The organism is Streptomyces sp. NBC_01296 (assembly GCF_035984415.1).
Classification (GTDB): Bacteria; Actinomycetota; Actinomycetes; order Streptomycetales; family Streptomycetaceae; genus Streptomyces.
Map to the genome: position 1 here is coordinate 6,744,480 of NZ_CP130720.1, position 17,787 is coordinate 6,762,266.

A 17,787-nucleotide genomic window follows, 5' to 3' on the forward strand; every position below is an offset into this window, starting at 1 on the left:
TCCACCCGCTGTACGTACGGAAGCGAGCCGACCGCCATGGGTACCCCCGCCGAGCTGATCTCCCCCCGATCCCCGCGGGTGGCCGCCGCCAGGCGACTGGCGCGGCGCAACTTCCGCACCAAGGAGCGCCGGTTCATCGCCGAGGGCCCGCAGGCCGTCCGCGAGGCCGTCGAGCACCGGGGCGCGGGCGGCGCGTCGACCCTGATCGAGCTGTTCGCGACCGTCGAGGCCGCCGAGCGCTACGCCGAGATCATCGATGCCGCGCTGGCCGCCGGCGCCCGCGTCCACTACGCCTGCGACGAGGTGCTCGCCGAGGTCTCGCAGACCGTCACCCCGCAGGGGCTCGTCGGCGTCTGCCACTTCCTCGACTCGCCGTTCGAGGACATCCTCAAGGCCGAGCCGAAGCTCGTCGCCGTCCTCGCCCACGTCCGCGACCCCGGGAACGCCGGCACGGTGCTGCGCTGCGCGGACGCCGCAGGAGCGGACGCGGTGGTCCTGACCGACGCCTCCGTGGACCTGTACAACCCGAAGTCCGTACGGGCCTCCGTGGGCTCCCTCTTCCACCTGCCGGTGGCGGTCGGCGTCCCCGTGGAGCAGGCCGTCGAAGGGCTCCGGGCGGCCGGCGTGCGGATCCTCGCCGCCGACGGGGCAGGCGAGGACGACCTGGACGCCGAGCTCGACGCGGGCACCATGGGCGGCCCCTCGGCCTGGGTCTTCGGCAACGAGGCGTGGGGCCTGCCGGAGGAGACCAGGGCGCTCGCGGACGCCGTCGTACGCGTCCCGATCCACGGAAAGGCCGAGAGCCTGAACCTCGCGACGGCCGCCGCGGTGTGCCTCTACGCGTCCGCGCGTGCACAGCGGGCTCCCGGAGGGTGCCGCTCCGTGACCCCCAGCTAGTAATGTGGCGGCCCGGGGGGCCCACTGCGCTACTCGGAGATGTGGGGTACGGGGACATGACCGTCGGTACGAACAGCTCGCCCGGGGCCGTTACGGCGTCGTCCGGGACGCAGTCCCTGGCGGCCGTGCCCGCGCAGGCCGCGGGCCGCGCCGGAGCCGCCGCACCCGAACCCTGCGACCCCTGCGACTTCGCCCAGCTCGGGGTCGATCCCGACGACCTGCCCGACGGGCTCGTCGTCGCCGACCACGCCGGCCGGGTGATCTGCTTCAACTCCGCCGCCGCCCGGATCACCGCCCTGGCCCCCGGCGAGGCGCTCGGCGCACGCATCGAGCGGGCGCTGCCGCTCGAGGACCTCGACGGCCGCCGCTGGTGGACGCTGACCGACCCGTACGGGGGCCTCGCGACCCGGCGCGGCCAGCCCGAGCGCAACCTCCTGCTCCCCGGCGGCCGCGAGGTGCTGGTCTCCGCCAGCTACGTCCGTACGCACCCCACCGGCCCGCTGCGCCGCCTCGTCGTCACCCTGCGCGGCACCGAGGCGCGCCGGCGCACCGAGCGCAGCCACGCCGAGCTGATCGCCACCGTCGCGCACGAGCTTCGCTCGCCGCTGACCTCCGTCAAGGGGTTCACCGCGACCCTGCTCGCCAAGTGGGAGCGGTTCACCGACGACCAGAAGCGCCTGATGCTGGAGACCGTCGACGCCGACGCCAACCGCGTCACCCGGCTGATCGCCGAGCTCCTCGACATCTCCCGCATCGACTCGGGCCGCCTGGAGGTGCGGCGCCAGCCGGTGGACATCGCCACCGCCGTCGGCCGCCACGTCCAGGCGCTCACCGCGAACGGCCAGGCACCCGACCGCTTCCTCGTACGGGTCAGCCGCTCGCTCCCCGATCTGTGGGCCGATCCGGACAAGATCGACCAGATCCTCGGCAACCTCCTCGAAAATGCGGTGCGGCACGGCGAGGGAACGGTCACCATCGACGTATCGCCGACCAGCATGACGAACGCTGCGGGCAAGACCGAGAAGGGAACCGCCGTCACCGTGACCGACGAGGGCCCCGGGATCCCCGAGGAATCGATGGGCCGCGTCTTCACCCGCTTCTGGCGGGGGAGCAAGCGCGGCGGCACCGGCCTGGGCCTGTACATCGTCAAGGGCATCGTGGAGGCCCACGGCGGCACCATCACGGTCGGCCGCGGCCCCGGCGGCGGCGCCGAGTTCCGATTTATCCTGCCCGTGGGGGCGCCGGCCTACCTCACGCAGTAACCCTGCGGAGCGTCTCGCCAGGCGGCCCACGGGCTCCTTCACCCCCAGCGACCTTTAGACTCGTCCTTTGGCACCTTTGTGTCCTTGTGCCGAGCGCGCCCTGCGCGTCGCGCGGGGGACCCACCAGCCAGCCATCGGAAGTACGGGAAGAGATGTCGGCACCGAACAAGTCGTACGACCCTGTCGAGGTCGAGGCACTGAAACCGGAAGAGATCGAGCGCATGCGGGACGAGGCGCTCGCCGCCTTCGCGACCGCCGGCGACCTCGACGCGCTGCGTGAGGCGAAGACCGCGCACATGGGCGACCGCTCGCCCCTGGCGCTCGCCAACCGCGAGATCGGCGCCCTGCCGCCGCAGGCCAAGGCCGAGGCGGGCAAGCGCGTGGGCCAGGCCCGCGGCGCCGTGAACAAGGCCTTCGGGGCCCGCACGGTCGAGCTCGAAGCGGAGCGCGACGAGCGGGTGCTGGTCGAGGAGGCGGTGGACGTCACGCTGCCCTACGACCGCGTCCCGGCCGGCGCCCGACACCCCCTGACCACGCTGATGGACCGTATCGCGGACGTCTTCACGGCCATGGGCTACGAGGTGGCCGAGGGCCCCGAGGTCGAGGCGGAGTGGTTCAACTTCGACGCCCTCAACTTCACGCCCGACCACCCGGCGCGCCAGATGCAGGACACCTTCTTCGTCCAGGGGCCCGAGGGCACCGAGGGCGACGAGTCCGGCGTCGTGCTGCGCACCCACACCTCCCCGGTGCAGGCGCGCTCGCTGCTCGACCGGGAACCGCCCGTGTACGTGGTGTGCCCGGGCCGGGTGTTCCGCACCGACGAGCTCGACGCGACGCACACCCCGGTCTTCCACCAGGTCGAGCTGCTCGCCGTCGACGAGGGCCTGACCATGGCCGACCTCAAGGGCACCCTGGACCACATGGTCCAGGCGCTCTTCGGCAAGGACATGACCACCCGGCTGCGCCCGAACTTCTTCCCGTTCACCGAGCCGTCCGCCGAGATGGACATGCAGTGCTACGTGTGCCGCGGCGAGTCGGTGGGCAACCCCGACCGCCCGTGCCGCACCTGCTCCAGCGAGGGCTGGATCGAGCTCGGCGGCTGCGGAATGGTCAACCCCAAGGTGCTCATCGCCTGCGGTGTGGACCCCGAGAAGTACAGCGGGTTCGCCTTCGGGTTCGGCATCGAGCGGATGCTGATGTTCCGCCACAACGTCGAAGACATGCGAGACATGGTCGAGGGTGACGTCCGGTTCACCCGGCCGTTCGGGATGGAGATCTGATGCGGGTCCCGCTTTCTTGGCTGCGGGAGTACGTCGACCTGCCCGTGGGCACGACCGGTCGTGACGTACAGGCCAAGCTCGTAGACGCCGGCCTCGAGGTCGAGAGGGTCGAGCAGCTCGGCGCCGGCCTCAAGGGCCCCCTCGTCGTCGGCCAGGTGCTGACCATCGAGGAGCTCGAGGGCTTCCGCAAGCCGATCCGTTTCTGCACGGTCGACGTCGGCCGGGCCAACGGCACCGGCGAGCCGCAGGAGATCGTCTGCGGCGCCCGGAACTTCTCCGTCGGCGACAAGGTCGTCGTGGTCCTGCCCGGCGCCGTCCTGCCCGGCGACTTCGCGATCGCCTCGCGCAAGACGTACGGCCGCACCTCGCACGGCATGATCTGCTCCGGCGACGAGCTGGGCATGGGCGACGACGGCACCCACGGCATCATCGTGCTCCCCCCGGAGCACGAGGTCGCCGCCGACGCGATCGAGCTCCTGCAGCTCGTCGACGAGGTCCTCGACATCGCCGTCACCCCGGACCGCGGCTACTGCCTGTCGATGCGCGGCGTGGCCCGCGAGACGGCCACCGCGTTCGGCCTGCCGCTGCGCGACCCGGCGCTGCTCGACGTGCCCGCGCCGAACTCGTACGGCTACCTGGTCAAGATCGACGACCCGGCCGGCTGCGACCGCTTCACCGCCCGTACGGTGACCGGCCTCGACCCCGAGGCGAAGTCCCCGATCTGGCTCACGCGGCGCCTGCAGAAGGCCGGCATGCGCCCGATCTCGCTCGCCGTCGACGTCACCAACTACGTGATGCTCGAGCTCGGCCAGCCGCTGCACGCCTACGACCGCTCCCGTCTGGACGGCGCCATCGGCGTGCGCCGGGCGGAGCAGGGCGAGAAGTTCACCACCCTCGACGGGGTCAAGCGCACGCTGGACTCCGAGGACCTGGTGATCACCGACAACAGCGGGCCGATCGGCCTCGCCGGCGTCATGGGCGGGGCCAACACCGAGATCGCCGACTCCGTGACCGACCCCGAGACCGGCGCGGTCTCGGGCACCACGGACGTCGTCATCGAGGCCGCGCACTTCGACGCCCTGACGATCTCGCGCAGCGCCCGCCGCCACAAGCTCGCCTCCGAGGCCTCCAAGCGCTTCGAGCGCGGCGTCGACCCGCAGGCGGCCTCCGCGGCCGCGCAGCGGACCGTCGACCTGCTCGTGCTGCTCGCGGGCGGCACCGCCGAGGCCGGCGTCACCGAGCTCACCGCCCCGGGCGCCCCGCGCACCATCGCGATGCGCGCGGACCACCCGGACCGGGTCGCGGGCATGGACTACGGCCGCGAGACCGTCGTCCGCCGCCTCCAGGAGGTCGGCTGCGACGTCTACGGCCAGGACGAGCTCGTCGTCACCGTCCCGTCGTGGCGCCCCGACCTCGCCGAGCCCAACGACCTCGCCGAAGAGGTCATCCGGCTCGAGGGCTACGGGAACCTCCCGTCGACCCTGCCGCAGCTGCCCTCCGGCCGCGGTCTGACCGCCCGGCAGCAGCTGCACCGCCGGGTCGGCCGTGCGCTGGCCGGCGCCGGCTACGTCGAGGCGCTCAGCTACCCGTTCGTGGGCGAGGGCGTCTTCGACCAGCTCCAGCTGCCCGCGCACGACGCCGCCCGCCAGGTCGTCAAGCTGGTCAACCCGATCTCCGACGAGGAGCCGGCGCTGCGCACCACGCTGCTGCCGGGCCTGCTGGGTGCGCTGCGCCGCAACGACAGCCGGGGCAGCCACGACCTCGCCCTCTTCGAGACGGGCTCGGTCTTCCGGGCCGGCCCGCGGCCGGGCGTCGCCGTACGACTGCCCGTCGACCGGCGTCCCACGGCCGAGGAGATCGCCACGCTGAACGCCGCCCTGCCGGCCCAGCCGCGGTACGCCGCGGTCGTGCTGGCCGGTGCGCGCGAGCAGGCCGGCTGGTGGGGCAAGGGTCACCCGGCCGACTGGGCGGACGCGGTCCAGGCCGCGCGCTCGCTGGCCGTCGAGGCCGGCGTGGAGCTCGTCGTGCGCCAGGGCCAGTACGGGCCGTGGCACCCGGGGCGGTGCGCCGAACTGATCGTCACCCTGGACGGGGTGGAGACGGTCATCGGCCACGCCGGTGAGCTGCACCCGCGCGTCGTCAAGGCCATGGGCCTGCCGGCCCGCACCAGCGCCATGGAGCTCGACCTGGACCGCCTCGCGGCGGCCGGCGGCGGCGCCGTGCAGGCGCCCCGGATCTCCACCTTCCCGGTGGCGACCCAGGACGTCGCGCTGATCGTCGACGCATCGGTCCCGGCGGCCGACGTCGAGACCGCGCTGCGCAAGGGCGCCGGCGAACTGCTGGAGTCCCTGCGGCTGTTCGACGTGTTCACCGGTGAGCAGGTCGGCGAGGGCAAGAAGTCCCTGGCGTACGCGCTGCGCTTCCGCGCGGCCGACCGCACGCTGACGGCCGAGGAGTCCACGGCCGCGCGCGACGCGGCGGTGGCGCTGGCCGGCCAGCGCACGGGCGCGGTGCTGCGCGGGGCGTAACCGCTGTGCGGCGTGATGCCTGAGGGGCGTATCCGGACCACCGGATACGCCCCTCACTCATTTGGGTGAGAACGCAGGTGGCCCGTGTCCATTGCTGCGGCGGGTCGACAGAATCGATGCGGCCGAGGGGAGGCCGGAACGATGATCACGTGCGGGGAGATGCCCCAGGTCCGTCGGGTGTGCATCCTCGCATGGGGCGGCGCCGCGGTGTCCTGGGAGCTGTCCACCCCCGGGCGGCTCGGGGCGAGCCTGGCCAGCTGCGCGGCGTTCCTGTTACTGGCCACCGGGTGTGCACTGCACGTCCGGCGCGGGTTGATGGCCGAGCTGCGCCGCTCACAGGAGATCGCCGGCGCGGCGCAGCGGGCCCTGCTGCGGCCGCTGCCAGGGCGGATCGAGGGCCTGGCGCTGGCTGCGGCGCAGCTGTCGGCGAGCCGGGGCGCCGCGGTGGGCGGCGACCTGTACGAGGCCGTGCCGACCGGGTACGGGGTCCGGGTGGTGATCGGGGACGTACGGGGACACGGGCTGCCGGCGCTCGGCGCGGCGGCGGCGGTGCTCGGCGCCTTTCGGGAGGCGGCGTACGACGAACCCGCGCTGGGCGGGGTGCTGATCCGCATGGAGCGGGCCCTGGCCCGGCACGTCCGGGACGCGGACGGACCGTCGGAGGAGTTCGTGACGGTGCTGCTGCTCCAGATCGGGCAGGACGGGTCCGTGCTGGCCCTGAACTGCGGCCACCCGTGGCCGTACCTCCTCCGCGAGCCGCAGCCGCTTGAACCCTGCGGGGCGGTGTTCGAGGCGCGGGGTCTGGGGCGGAGCCCCGGTTCGGGAAGGGGCGGGGTGGGGAAAGGCTTCGCGCAGCGGGGCTTGGACGTGCGGACCCTCGACGGGGGTGAGACGTTGCCGCCCCTCGGAGTGGTGCCCGTGCCCGACGGGCTGGTCGGAGACGACTGCGGACAACTGTGGCCCGGCGACGTCCTGTTCCTGCACACCGACGGAGCCGAAGACGCCCGCGACCGCGACGGTCGCTTCTTCCCCCTGCGCAGCGTGCTCGCGGAGCATCCTGCGGACACGCCCGCGCGGCTGGTCGCGGGCGTGCACGCCGCACTGCTTCGCCACACCGGCGGCCAAGTCGCCGACGACGTCGCCCTGCTGGTGCTGCGCAGCGACCGCAGCGACCGCAACCCCTGAGCCGGAAGGGACCGCACACCGGGCCCGGTGGGAGGGCCCGGCGCGCGTTCCGCGGCTCCTGCCGGGCCCGGCGACCAACCGGGCGCCGGCGGAGCCGGAGCGCGCCGCCCGCCTGCCATGGAGTGTCGGGCAGACAGCAGGGCGGGCGGCGCGGTGCGGGTCGTCGCACTGTACGAGGGGGAGCCGACGACCCGGGCTGCCTCTTTGGCGAGGCTCTTAAGTGAACCGCTCCCAGGGCTCCTTGCGGCAGGGTGCGTATCGCATTTATGCGCGTACTAGGTTCGCACCCCGTGTGAACCGCGCACCCACTAGCCTGAGACCGAAGAGCCCTTGGAGGGGCCCATGCAGCCCAATGCCCTGCTCGACGCCCTCCTCGCCGAGGCGGGGATGTCCCACGCCGGACTCGCAGCACACGTGAACCAGGCAGGCCGGTCCCGCGGACTGGCCCTGCGCTACGAACACACCGCGGTCACCCGGTGGTTGAGGGGGCAGCGGCCGCGCGGCCAGGTGCCCGACCTGATCTGCGAAGTGCTCGGCGGCCGGCTCCGGCGCCCGGTGTCGCTGGACGACGTCGGGTTCGGGGTGCCGGGCCAGCCCGTGTCCGCGCACGGCTCCCCGCTCAGCGGCTTCGTCGACCGGGCCGCCGCCCTGTGGCGTTCCGACGAGCAGGGCCGGTTCCAGCTGCTCACCGCCGAGGCCGTCACCGGAACGCCCGCCGTGATCCCGGTCTGGGAGTGGGAGAACCCGCCCGAGGACGCCGACGTCTCCCGCGACGGGCCGAACCGGATCGGGCCGGAGCACATCGAGATCCTGCGGGCCGCCCGCGCGCACTACGAGCTGATGTACCGCCGGGCCGGCGGCGTGGTCACCCGGGCCCGGATCGTCCGCTTCCTCGGCAGCGAGACCGCGCCCATGCTGCGCGGGAGCTACCCCGACGGCCTCGGCCGCCAGCTGCACCGGGCCACCGGGTCCCTGGTGGCGGTGGCCGGGATCTGCGCGTACGACTCGGACGCCCACGGGCTCGCCCAGCGGTACTTCCACCAGGCGCTGCGGCTCGCGAAGGCGAGCGGGGACCGGGGGCTCGGCGCCTACGTCATCGCGCTGATCGTCAACCAGTCGCTGCACCTGCGGGAGTACCGCCAGGCCGTCGCCTTCGCCGAGGCCGCGCTGCGGGCCGCAGGCCGGCACACCACCCCGGCCTTGACCGCCGACCTGTACGCCATGCAGGCCAAGGCGTACGCCCAACTCGGCGACACCGCCGCCGCATTGGGCTGCATCCGGCAGGCCGAGGCGGCCGCCGAGCGGATCCGGCCCGGTACGGAGCCCGACGAGACCGGGTACGTACAGCCCGGGCTGGTCAACGTACAGGTGGCCGAGGCGCTGCTCAGCCTCGGCGATCTCGATGCCGCCCACGAGCAGGCGACCGCGGCCGTCGGGACGCCCGCGCACGACCGGGGGCGGGTCCACCGGCTGGCGATGCTGTGCGAGATCCAGCTGCGCCAGGGCGAGGCGGACCGGGCGGTGGCGGCCGCCGCCGAGATGGCGGAGCGGGCCAAGGGGATGGAGTCGCTCCGGCTGCGGGACCGGCTGCGGGCGGTCCGCGAACAGCTGCTGACCAGCGGATGTTCCGGCGCGGAGGAGACCGCGCAGCTCATCGACGGGGCGCTGCGCGTTCCCCTGTGACGGCGCGAACTGCTGCCATGTTGCCACCTACTCGAACGGAAGGTGGCACAACCGTGCAGTGGACGAACCTGAGTGAGCAGACCGTGTACACGAACCGCTGGTTCGACGTGAACCTCGCCGATGTGGAACTTCCCGACGGCCGGCACCTGGACCACTTCGTGATCCGGCTGCGGCCGGTCGCCGTCGCCACGGCCGTCAACGAGGCCAACGAGGTGCTGCTGCTGTGGCGGCACCGGTTCATCACCGACAGCTGGGGCTGGGAACTGCCCGCGGGCGTGGTCGAGGACGGCGAGGACATCGCGGCCGCCGCGGCCCGGGAGATGGAGGAGGAGTCGGGCTGGCGGCCGGGGCCCCTCCACCACCTGATGACCGTCGAGCCGGCCAACGGGCTGACCGACGCCCGCCACCACCTCTACTGGGCGGACGGCGCGACGTACATCGGGCACCCCGAGGACGATTTCGAGTCCTCGCGCCGCGAGTGGGTGCCGCTCAAGCTGGTGCCGGACATGATCGCGCGCGGCGAGATCCCGGCCGCCAACATGGCGGCCGGGCTGCTGCTCCTGCACCATCTGCGGCTCGGCTAGGTCGGGGGCCGCGGGTCGCAGGCCGCGGGGGTCAGCCGTACGGGTAGAAGCCCGAGCCCGTCTTGCGGCCGAGGCGGCCGGCGTCGACCATCCGCTGGAGCAGCGGGGGAGCGGCGTACAGCGGCTCCTTGTACTCCGCGTACATCGAGTCGGCGATCGAGGCGATCGTGTCCAGGCCGATCAGGTCGGAGAGCTTGAGCGGGCCCATCGGGTGGGCGCAGCCCAGCTCCATGCCGTTGTCGATGTCCTCGCGGCTCGCGATGCCGGACTCGAACATCCGGATGGCCGACAGCAGGTACGGGACCAGGAGCGCGTTGACGACGAAGCCGGACCGGTCCTGGGCGCGGATCGCGTGCTTGCCCAGGACCTTCCCCACCAGGGCCTCGGCCCGCTTGATGGTCTCCTCGCTCGTGGTCAGCGCCGGGATCAGCTCGACGAGCTGCTGCACCGGGGCCGGGTTGAAGAAGTGGATGCCGATGACCCGGTCCGGCCGGGAGGTCGTGACGGCCAGCTTGACCAGCGGGATCGAGGAGGTGTTGGAGGCGAGGATCGCGTCCGGGTTGGTGATCACCTGGTCGAGGACCTGGAAGATCTCCGTCTTGACCTGCTCGTTCTCGACGACGGCCTCGATGACGAGGTCGCGGTCGGCGAACTCGCCGAGATCGGTGGTGAAGGTGAGGCGGGCCAGGGTGGCGTCCCGCTCCTCCTCGCTGATCTTGCCGCGTTCGGCGGCCTTGGTCAGGGAGTTGTGCAGCCGGGTGCGCCCGATCTCCAGGGCCTCGCCGGTGGTCTCGGCGACCTTCACCTCGAGGCCGCTGCGCGCGCACACCTCGGCGATGCCCGCGCCCATCTGGCCACAGCCCACTACGCCGACTCGAGTGATGTCGGAAGGGAGGTCAGTCACTTCGTGCCTTTCGCTGCTCATCCGTCGGCGGGTCCCCCGTGCTTCGCAGTGGTAACTGCTTCCGGCGCCCGCCACGCCCCACGACGTTACCCCCGACCTTGACCGTGCCGGGGCGCCGGGGCGGGCATGCTGTCAGACGCAGGGCAATGTCACGCAACGGAACGGAGTCGTCACATGGCGTACATCGGACGGCGGGGGCTGCTGGCGGGGGCCGCCGGGCTGCTGGCCGCGGCGGGTGCGACGGGCGGGGCGGGCCCGGCGCACGCGGCCCGGGCGGCGCGGGGGCGCGGCGGGCGGAGGGGGGCGGCCGCCGAGTTCCGCGCGATGTGGATCGCCTCTGTGGAGAACGTCGACTGGCCCTCCGAGAGCGGGCTGGACGCCGAGGAGCAGAAGGACGAGCTGACCGGCCTCCTCGACACCGCCGTCGCCCGCCGCCTGAACGCGGTGATCCTCCAGGTCCGCCCGGCCGCCGACGCCATGTGGCCCGCCGCCCGGGAGCCCTGGTCGCAGTGGCTGACCGGGGAGCAGGGCGAGGACCCCGGCTGGGACCCGCTCGGTACCGCGGTCGCCGAAGCCCATGCCCGGGGGCTGGAACTGCACGCCTGGTTCAACCCGTACCGGGTGGCCAACCACACCGACCCCGACCGCCTGGCCGAGGACCATCCGGCCCGGCGCAACCCCGGCTGGACGGTCCCGTACAACGGGAAGCTGTACTACAACCCCGGCCTGCCGGAGGTGCGCGCCTTCGTGCAGGAGGCCATGCTCGACGCCGTCTCGCGCTACGCGGTGGACGGGGTGCACTGGGACGACTACTTCTACCCGTACCCCGCCGAGGGGCAGTACTTCGACGACGACGACGCGTACGCGCGCCACGGCGGCGCCTTCGCCACCCGCGCGGACTGGCGCCGCGACAACACGGACACGCTGGTCCGCGAGATGTCCGCGCGACTGCGGTCGATCCGCCCGGCGGCGCGCTTCGGCGTCAGCCCCTTCGCGGTCTGGCGCAACCGCGACCGGGACCCGCTGGGTTCGCCCACGCAGGCCGGCGTCGAAACGTACGACGACCTGTACGCGGACACCCGCAAGTGGGTCCGGGAGGGCTGGATCGACTACATCGTGCCGCAGGCGTACTGGCAGATCGGCCACCCGACCGCCGACTACGCGAAGATCGTGCCCTGGTGGGCGGACACCGTCGCCGGCACCGACGTGGCGCTGTACGTGGGCGAGGCGCTGTACCGCTGCGACCGCAACAGCTCCACCGCCGCGTGGCGCGATCCGGCGGAGCTGTCGAAGCATCTGACGTTCGCCCGTGGATACCCCGAGGTCCGCGGCCACGTCTACTTCTCGGCGAAGCAGGTGGTCGCGGACCCCAATGGAGCGATGGCCAAGGTCGTTGCCGACCATTACCCGACGGCCGTGCCGCCGCGCTGAGGCTGCGTCGGCCGTGTCAGCCGCGTCGAATCAGTGCGTGGGCTCCGTCGGGTGCTTCACGACGCAGTCGGGGCCCGGGGACATGACTGCCTCGTGACCGTCCTGGAAACGGACCCGGTAGGGAGGGGTGCCGTTCTCGCCGAGTACCTGAGTGATTTCACCGACCTTGTCGTGCTGCCCCACGATCCTGCCGTGCTGCACCAACTGGTCGCCCTCGGTCGCGCGCATTGCTGACCTCCTCGGAGGCGGTCTGGATCCGGTGACAGCAGTTTACGGCGGAATGTGCGGTTTAAGCCCGTTGGGTCACGGCGATGCAGACCAGAACCGCGCAGGCGGCGGCCGGGGCGGCGGGGGACAGGTGCTCGCCCAGCAGCGCCACCGACCAGACCAGGGTCAGCAGCGGCTGGGCGAGCTGGAGCTGGCTGGCCCGCGGGGCGCCGATCTCCGCCATGCCGCGGTACCAGACGTACAGGCCGAGGAAGGTGGAGCCGGCGGCCGCCCACAGCAGGCCGGCCAGCCCGTGGCCGCTCAGGTGCACCGGCTCGTACGCGAGCCCCAGCGCGGAGCCGGCCAGGCCGAGCGGCAGGCACAGCACCAGCGCCCAGCCGATGACCTGCCAGCCGGGCATGACGCGGGCGAGGCGCCCGCCCTCGGTGTATCCGGCCGCACAGACCAGCAGGGACCCGAAGAGGTAGCCGTCGCCGGCCGAGAGGGCGCCGCCGCTCTGGGTCAGGGTGAAGCCGAGCACGACGGCGGCTCCGGCGACGGCCGCCGTCCAGAACCGGCGCGAGGGGCGGGCGCCGGTGCGCAGCGCGGACAGCGCGGCCGTGGTGAGCGGCAGCAGGCCGACCACGACGGCGGCGTGCGAGGTGGTGGAGGTGGTCAGTGCCAGCGTGGTGAGCAGCGGGAAGCCGACGACCACCCCGGCGGCGACGACGGCGAGGCCGGCCCGGTGCTCGCGGGCGGGCAGCGGTACGCGGCCGGCCACCAGGAAGGCGCCCGCGATCAGGGCCGCGAGCACGGAGCGCACGGCGACGAAGGACCAGGGGCCGAAGCTCTCCAGGCCCCAGGCGGTGGCGGGGAAGGTCAGCGAGAAGGCCACGACGCCGAGCGCGGCGAGCGCGGTGCCTCCGGTGGCCCGGCGGGCAGGAGCGCCCGGGCCGGTGCCGCGGCCGCCCCGGACACCCTTGCCGCCCCGACCGAACCGGCGGACCGGGCGCTCAACCGCTATCGACATGGGGAGAGTAGCGCTATTCTTTGCTGTCATGTACGAGCGTAGCAGTGTGGCCGAACTGGCAGAATCCCTGCGATCGGAACTCAACCGCTACTCGGTGGGTGGAAAGCTCCCCTCGAGTCGAGCCCTGGTGGAGCGCTTCCGGGTCAGCCCCGTCACCGTCTCCCGCGCCCTCGCGCAGCTGGCCGCCGAGGGGCTGGTCGTCACCCGGCCCGGCGCCGGGGTGTTCCGCGCCCGGCCCCGGACGGCGGAGCCCGCGCCCGGGGACACCTCCTGGCAGGAGGTCGCCCTCAGCGCGGAGGGCGACGGCGAGATCGTGCCGCGCTCGGTGGACGCCTCCGGGGTGCTGGCCTGTCTGGCCGCACCGCCGTCCGGCGTGATCGGGCTCAACAGCGGCTACCTGCACCCCTCCATCCAGCCCGAGCGGGCCATGGCCGCCGCGCTCGCCCGCGCCGGGCGGCGCCCCGGGGCCTGGGAGCGGCCGCCCATGGAGGGGCTGCCCGAGCTGCGCGACTGGTTCGCCCGGGAGATCGGCGGAGCCGTCGCGGCTGCCGACGTACTGGTCACCGCGGCCGGGCAGAGTGCGCTGACCACCGCCCTGCGGGCGCTGGCGCCGCCCGGGGCGCCCGTCCTGGTGGAATCCCCGACCTACCCCGGGCTGCTGGCCATCGCCCGCGCCTCCGGATGCCGGCCGGTGCCCGTCCCGGTGGACGGCGAGGGGGTCCGGCCGGAGCTGCTGGCCGCCGCCTTCGAAGCGACCGGGGCGCGGGTGTTCGTCTGCCAGCCGCTGTTCCAGAACCCGACCGGTGCGGTGCTGGCCCCCGCGCGGCGGGCCGAGGTGCTGCGGATCGCCCGGGCCGCCGGGGCCTTCGTCGTGGAGGACGACTACGCCCGGGCCCTCGGCCACGACGACGCCGGTCCGCTGCCCCCGACGCTGGCCGCCGAGGACCACGACGGGGTGGTCGTGCACGTCCGTTCCCTGACCAAGGCCACCTCGCCCAGCCTGCGGGTGGGCGCGCTCGCCGCCCGCGGTCCGGTGCTGGACCGGCTGCGGGCCATCCAGATCGTGGACAGCTTCTTCGTGTCCCGGCCGCTGCAGGAGGCCGCCCTGGAGCTGGTCGGCGCGCCCGCCTGGCCCCGCCACCTGCGGGCCGTCGCCGCCGAGCTGCGCCACCGGCGGGACGTCCTCGCGGGCGCGCTGCGCCGGGAGCTGCCGGGACTCACCCTGTCCCATCTGCCCAAGGGCGGATACCAGTTGTGGGCGAGGATGGCCGAGGGCGGCGACGACACGGCCTTCGCGGCGGCGGCCCTGCGCGCCGGGGTCGCGGTCGCCGCGGGCCGCCCGTACTTCTGTGCCGAGCCGCCCGGTCCGTACGTACGGCTCAGCTTCGCCGGGGTGTCCGGCGCGGGCGAGCTGAACGAGGCCGTCCGCCGGCTGCGCAGCGGGGCCGGCAACGCCATCGGTCCAGGCGCTTGACCCCGTGCGGCATGCGGCTCACCATCGCGGAATGAATGTTCGGGTCTCGCTCGTCGCCGCAGCCCGTGGTTCCTCGCTGCTTGCCGAGCGCTTCGACGACGACCGCCCGCTGGACGGGGCGGGCTGGCACGCGGTCGAATCCGCAGCGCGCGGGCTGGTCCCCCTGGGCGCCGCCGAGCTGCGCTACTGCTCGCCCAGCCCGCGCAGCCGGGCCACCGGGCAGGCCCTCGGATACGCGCCGCTCGCCCAGCCGGCGCTGCGCGACTGCGACATGGGCCGCTGGCGCGGGCTGACCCTGGCCGAGGTGGCGCAGCGCGAGCCCGGAGCGGTGGACCTCTGGCTCACCGACCCCCTCGCCGCCCCGCACGGCGGCGAGTCCCTGCTCGCCTTCATCTCCCGCATCGGCAGCTGGCTGGACACCCGCCCCGCCGACGACGGAGGTGCGATCGTGGCCGTGGCGGAGCCCGCGGTGGTCCGGGCGGCCCTGGTGTACGCACTGAGGGCGGCCCCGCTGACCTACTGGAACGTGGACGTCCGGCCGCTCTCGACGATCACCCTGACGGGCCGCTCGGGCCACTGGCACCTCTCGCTCCAGGCACCCGGCTGAAAAGCCGGAGCCCCACCGGCACGACACCCCCTAACCTGCGGCCATGACCGATCTGCAGATCACCACCCTCGCGCAGCGCCCCGAACTGGCCGAACGGCTCTGGGACATGAAGGATCCCTGGCCGGAGTTCGCCCAGCACGACTCCGTCGCCTGGCTCCTCTACCCCCGGATGACGCGGGAGCTGGCGGACTACGTCCTGGTCGCCACCGACGGCGATGCGGTCGTCGCCCGCGGGTACAGCGTGCCGTTCGCCCTGCACGCGCCGGGCCGGGACGGGGTGCTGCCCGCGCGGGGCTGGGACCAGGTCCTGATGTGGGCCTTCTCCGACCTGCGGCGCGGGATCGCCCCCGACACGGTGAGCGCCATCGAGATCACCATCGCCACCGACCGGCAGGGCGAGGGCCTGTCCGCGCGGATGCTGGCGGCGATGCGGGACAACGCCCGCTCCCGCGGGTTCGCCGAGGTGGTGGCCCCCGTCCGGCCCAGCGGCAAGCCGGCCGAGCCGGACACCCCGATCCGGGAGTACGCGTACCGCACGCGCGAGGACGGTCTCCCGTACGACCCGTGGCTGCGGGTCCACGCCCGCGCGGGCGCGGTGATCGACTCGGTGGCCCCGCTGTCGATGACGATCACCGGCTCGCTCGCGCAGTGGCGGGAGTGGACCGGGCTGCCCTTCGACGCGACGGGCCCGGTCCGGGTGCCCGGAGCCCTGGCCCCGGTCCGCTGCGAGCTCGAACAGGGCTATGCGGTGTACGTGGAGCCGAACGTCTGGGTCCGCCACGCGCTGGACCGGCCGGAGCAGGCGGCTCCCGTCAGGGCGTGACGATCGCGAAGTCCGGGTCGGGCTCGGTGAGGTGGCCGGTCAGCTCGGCGAGCCGGGCCGGGTCGCCGCAGACCCGGGCCCGGCCCCGGGCGACCAGGTCCGCGAGCGCGGCCCGGCCGAGCAGCAGGGCGCGCAGCGCCGGTTCGTCCAGGGTGATCTCGACGTCCGGTTCACCGGCGGCCGGCCCGAGGCCCCGTACGTGGGTGAGCACGCCGTTCTTCAGGCGCAGGGTGCTGGGGTCCCGGCCGTCGCCGAGATGCCAGCGGACGGTGACCTCGGCGTCCCAGCTGCGCGGCCCGTCGACACGGATCGCGAGGGAGTCGAAGAGCTGGTCGAGCGTCAGGGTGTTGATCAGGTCCTCGGAGGCGGTGGTGGTGGGCGTGCCGACGGATCCGTGGCGCAGTTCCTGTGCGCCGGTGAGGTAGAAGTTGCGCCAGGTGCCGTTCTCGCTGCCGTAGCCGAGCTGCTCCAGGGCATCGGCCTGGAGGGCGCGGGCCTCGGTGTTGCCCGGGTCGGCGAACAGGACGTGGTGGACGATCTCGGCGACCCAGCGGAAGTCGCCCTGCGCGTAGGACTGGCGGGCGCGGCGCAGCACCTCCCCGGCGCCGCCCATGAAGTCGACGTACCGGGTGGCGGCCTCGGCGGGCGGGTGGGCCCACAGGTGGGCCGGGTTGCCGTCGAACCAGCCCATGTACCGCTGGTAGACGGCCTTGGCGTTGTGGCTGACGGAGCCGTAGTAGCCGTGGGTGTGCCAGGCGCGCTCCAGCGCCGGGGGCAGTTGCATCCGCTCGGCGATCTCCGGCGCGGTGAGCCCCTGGTTGATCATGCGCAGCGTCTGGTCGTGGAGGTAGGCGTACAGGTCGCGCTGCTCGGAAAGGAAGGCGAGGGCCTCCTCCCGGCCCCAGACCGGCCAGTGGTGCGAGGCGAACACGACGTCGGTGGCGGCGCCGAAGAGCTGGACGGCCTCGGTCAGGTAGCGGGCCCAGTCGTGCGGGTCGCGTACCTGGGCGCCGCGCAGCGTGAGCAGGTTGTGCAGGGTGTGGGTGGCGTTCTCGGCGGTGCACAGGGCGGCGTGGTCGGGGAAGTGGATGTTGAGCTCGGCCGGGGCTTCGGTGCCCGGGGTCATCTGGAACACCATGCGGATCCCGTCGACGGTCTCGCTCTGCCCGGTGCGGGTGATGTGGACGGTCGGCGGGACGAGGGTGACCGTGCCCGTGGAGGTCGTGGGGCCCAGCCCCGAGCCGATCTGCCCGCGAGGACCCTTGGGCAGGGCGGCGCCGTACATGTACGTGGCGCGGCGGCTCATGGCGGTGCCGGCGTAGACGTTCTCGCTGACGGCGTGCTCCAGGAACCCCTCCGGCGCGAGCACGGGCACGCCGGCCGCGACCTCCTCGACGCTGATCACGCCCTTGACGCCGCCGAAGTGGTCGACGTGGCTGTGCGTGTACAGGACGCCGGTGACGGGGCGCTCCCCGCGGTGGCGGCGGTACAGCGCGAGCGCGGCGGCCGCGGTCTGCGTCGAGATGAGCGGGTCGACGACCAGGACGCCGCGCTCGCCCTCGACCACGGTCATGTTCGACAGGTCGAACCCGCGCACCTGGTAGATCCCCGGGACCACCTCGAACAGCCCGTGCCCCCTGGCCAGCCTGCTCTGGCGCCACAGGCTCGGATGGGCGGTGGGCGGACAGTCGGCGTCCAGGAACCCGTACGCGTCCAGATCCCACACCACACGGCCGTCCGCGTCCCGGATCTCGTTCTGTTCGGCCGTTCCCATGAATCCGCGGCGCTCGTTCTCCGGATCGCGGGTGTCGTCGAACGGGAGGCGCCGCAGCGCGGCATCGTTGGCCTCCGCGACGACGGCCTCGGCGTCCCCGGACGAAGCGTTCACGGTC

At 73.6% G+C, this 17,787-nt stretch carries 15 protein-coding genes; 11 read left to right on the forward strand and 4 right to left on the reverse strand.

Annotation, left to right across the window (positions count from 1 at the left end; genetic code table 11):
- Positions 1 to 36: 36 nt before the first annotated feature.
- The 7 genes from OG299_RS30735 (at position 37) to OG299_RS30765 (ending at position 9,419) form a co-directional block, all read left to right on the forward strand.
- Positions 37 to 897, forward strand: coding sequence for a TrmH family RNA methyltransferase (locus tag OG299_RS30735; RefSeq protein ID WP_266630871.1), 861 nt, complete (start codon positions 37 to 39; stop codon positions 895 to 897).
- Positions 898 to 953: 56 nt separating this feature from the next.
- Positions 954 to 2,159 (forward strand): sensor histidine kinase, encoded by a 1,206-nt coding sequence (locus tag OG299_RS30740; protein WP_266630873.1) that lies wholly within the window; start codon positions 954 to 956, stop codon positions 2,157 to 2,159.
- Positions 2,160 to 2,311: 152 nt separating this feature from the next.
- Positions 2,312 to 3,439 (forward strand): phenylalanine--tRNA ligase subunit alpha, encoded by a 1,128-nt coding sequence (pheS, locus tag OG299_RS30745; protein ID WP_266630875.1) that lies wholly within the window; start codon positions 2,312 to 2,314, stop codon positions 3,437 to 3,439.
- Positions 3,439 to 5,967 carry a phenylalanine--tRNA ligase subunit beta gene (gene pheT / locus OG299_RS30750; RefSeq protein WP_327363222.1) on the forward strand — a complete coding sequence of 843 codons (2,529 nt, stop codon included), beginning with the start codon at positions 3,439 to 3,441 and terminating at the stop codon, positions 5,965 to 5,967. The genes pheS and pheT overlap by 1 nt, the downstream gene beginning before the upstream one ends.
- Before the next feature lie 159 nt (positions 5,968 to 6,126).
- On the forward strand, positions 6,127 to 7,152 hold the full coding sequence (locus OG299_RS30755; RefSeq protein ID WP_327363223.1) for a PP2C family protein-serine/threonine phosphatase: 1,026 nt from the start codon (positions 6,127 to 6,129) through the stop codon (positions 7,150 to 7,152).
- A 342-nt stretch (positions 7,153 to 7,494) separates the two neighbouring features.
- On the forward strand, positions 7,495 to 8,835 hold the full coding sequence (locus OG299_RS30760; protein WP_327363224.1) for an NsdA family TPR-like regulatory protein: 1,341 nt from the start codon (positions 7,495 to 7,497) through the stop codon (positions 8,833 to 8,835).
- Between the two features lie 53 nt (positions 8,836 to 8,888).
- Positions 8,889 to 9,419 (forward strand): NUDIX hydrolase, encoded by a 531-nt coding sequence (locus OG299_RS30765; RefSeq protein ID WP_266630883.1) that lies wholly within the window; start codon positions 8,889 to 8,891, stop codon positions 9,417 to 9,419.
- Positions 9,420 to 9,450: 31 nt separating this feature from the next.
- Here OG299_RS30765 and OG299_RS30770 read toward each other — a convergent pair whose 3' ends face one another.
- Positions 9,451 to 10,344, reverse strand: coding sequence for a 3-hydroxybutyryl-CoA dehydrogenase (locus OG299_RS30770; protein WP_266630885.1), 894 nt, complete (start codon positions 10,342 to 10,344; stop codon positions 9,451 to 9,453).
- 153 nt (positions 10,345 to 10,497) lie between these two features.
- Between OG299_RS30770 and OG299_RS30775 the strand changes: the two genes are divergently transcribed.
- On the forward strand, positions 10,498 to 11,754 hold the full coding sequence (locus tag OG299_RS30775; RefSeq protein WP_266630887.1) for a glycoside hydrolase family 10-like protein: 1,257 nt from the start codon (positions 10,498 to 10,500) through the stop codon (positions 11,752 to 11,754).
- A gap of 30 nt (positions 11,755 to 11,784) precedes the next feature.
- Here the strand turns inward: OG299_RS30775 and OG299_RS30780 are convergent, their stop codons facing one another.
- On the reverse strand, positions 11,785 to 11,982 hold the full coding sequence (locus OG299_RS30780; RefSeq protein WP_266630889.1) for a DUF1918 domain-containing protein: 198 nt from the start codon (positions 11,980 to 11,982) through the stop codon (positions 11,785 to 11,787).
- Positions 11,983 to 12,043: 61 nt separating this feature from the next.
- Positions 12,044 to 13,021 (reverse strand): DMT family transporter, encoded by a 978-nt coding sequence (locus OG299_RS30785; RefSeq protein WP_327363225.1) that lies wholly within the window; start codon positions 13,019 to 13,021, stop codon positions 12,044 to 12,046.
- Between OG299_RS30785 and OG299_RS30790 the strand changes: the two genes are divergently transcribed.
- The 3 genes from OG299_RS30790 to OG299_RS30800 are packed head-to-tail and all read left to right on the forward strand — an operon-like array spanning position 13,020 to position 15,895.
- Positions 13,020 to 14,465, forward strand: a complete 1,446-nt coding sequence (locus OG299_RS30790) for an aminotransferase-like domain-containing protein (RefSeq protein ID WP_327363226.1) — start codon at positions 13,020 to 13,022, stop codon at positions 14,463 to 14,465. The genes OG299_RS30785 and OG299_RS30790 overlap by 2 nt on opposite strands.
- A 31-nt stretch (positions 14,466 to 14,496) precedes the next feature.
- A complete protein-coding gene (locus OG299_RS30795) occupies positions 14,497 to 15,072 on the forward strand; it encodes a histidine phosphatase family protein (protein WP_266630895.1) in 576 nt (191 codons plus the stop codon).
- Between the two features lie 43 nt (positions 15,073 to 15,115).
- The gene (locus OG299_RS30800; RefSeq protein ID WP_327363227.1) at positions 15,116 to 15,895 is read left to right on the forward strand and encodes an N-acetyltransferase; all 780 of its coding nucleotides are present in this window, start codon (positions 15,116 to 15,118) and stop codon (positions 15,893 to 15,895) included.
- On the opposite strand, the gene OG299_RS30805 is transcribed toward OG299_RS30800, so the two are convergent.
- The gene (locus tag OG299_RS30805) at positions 15,885 to 17,669 is read right to left on the reverse strand and encodes an alkyl/aryl-sulfatase (RefSeq protein WP_327364629.1); all 1,785 of its coding nucleotides are present in this window, start codon (positions 17,667 to 17,669) and stop codon (positions 15,885 to 15,887) included. The genes OG299_RS30800 and OG299_RS30805 overlap by 11 nt on opposite strands.
- Between the last annotated feature and the right edge of the window lie 118 nt (positions 17,670 to 17,787).

Excerpts from the sequence above, each read along its gene's own strand:
- OG299_RS30755 (WP_327363223.1), top strand. The coding sequence starts at position 6,127 with ATGCCCCAGGTCCGTCGGGTGTGCATCCTCGCATGGGGCGGCGCCGCG.
- OG299_RS30740 (WP_266630873.1), top strand. The coding sequence starts at position 954 with ATGACCGTCGGTACGAACAGCTCGCCCGGGGCCGTTACGGCGTCGTCC.
- OG299_RS30760 (WP_327363224.1), top strand. The coding sequence starts at position 7,495 with ATGCAGCCCAATGCCCTGCTCGACGCCCTCCTCGCCGAGGCGGGGATG.
- OG299_RS30795 (WP_266630895.1), top strand. The coding sequence starts at position 14,497 with ATGAATGTTCGGGTCTCGCTCGTCGCCGCAGCCCGTGGTTCCTCGCTG.
- OG299_RS30785 (WP_327363225.1), bottom strand. The coding sequence starts at position 13,021 with ATGACAGCAAAGAATAGCGCTACTCTCCCCATGTCGATAGCGGTTGAG.
- OG299_RS30775 (WP_266630887.1), top strand. The coding sequence starts at position 10,498 with ATGGCGTACATCGGACGGCGGGGGCTGCTGGCGGGGGCCGCCGGGCTG.
- OG299_RS30790 (WP_327363226.1), top strand. The coding sequence starts at position 13,020 with ATGTACGAGCGTAGCAGTGTGGCCGAACTGGCAGAATCCCTGCGATCG.
- pheS (WP_266630875.1), top strand. The coding sequence starts at position 2,312 with ATGTCGGCACCGAACAAGTCGTACGACCCTGTCGAGGTCGAGGCACTG.
- OG299_RS30780 (WP_266630889.1), bottom strand. The coding sequence starts at position 11,982 with ATGCGCGCGACCGAGGGCGACCAGTTGGTGCAGCACGGCAGGATCGTG.
- OG299_RS30735 (WP_266630871.1), top strand. The coding sequence starts at position 37 with ATGGGTACCCCCGCCGAGCTGATCTCCCCCCGATCCCCGCGGGTGGCC.
- OG299_RS30805 (WP_327364629.1), bottom strand. The coding sequence starts at position 17,669 with ATGGGAACGGCCGAACAGAACGAGATCCGGGACGCGGACGGCCGTGTG.
- OG299_RS30770 (WP_266630885.1), bottom strand. The coding sequence starts at position 10,344 with ATGAGCAGCGAAAGGCACGAAGTGACTGACCTCCCTTCCGACATCACT.
- pheT (WP_327363222.1), top strand. The coding sequence starts at position 3,439 with ATGCGGGTCCCGCTTTCTTGGCTGCGGGAGTACGTCGACCTGCCCGTG.
- OG299_RS30800 (WP_327363227.1), top strand. The coding sequence starts at position 15,116 with ATGACCGATCTGCAGATCACCACCCTCGCGCAGCGCCCCGAACTGGCC.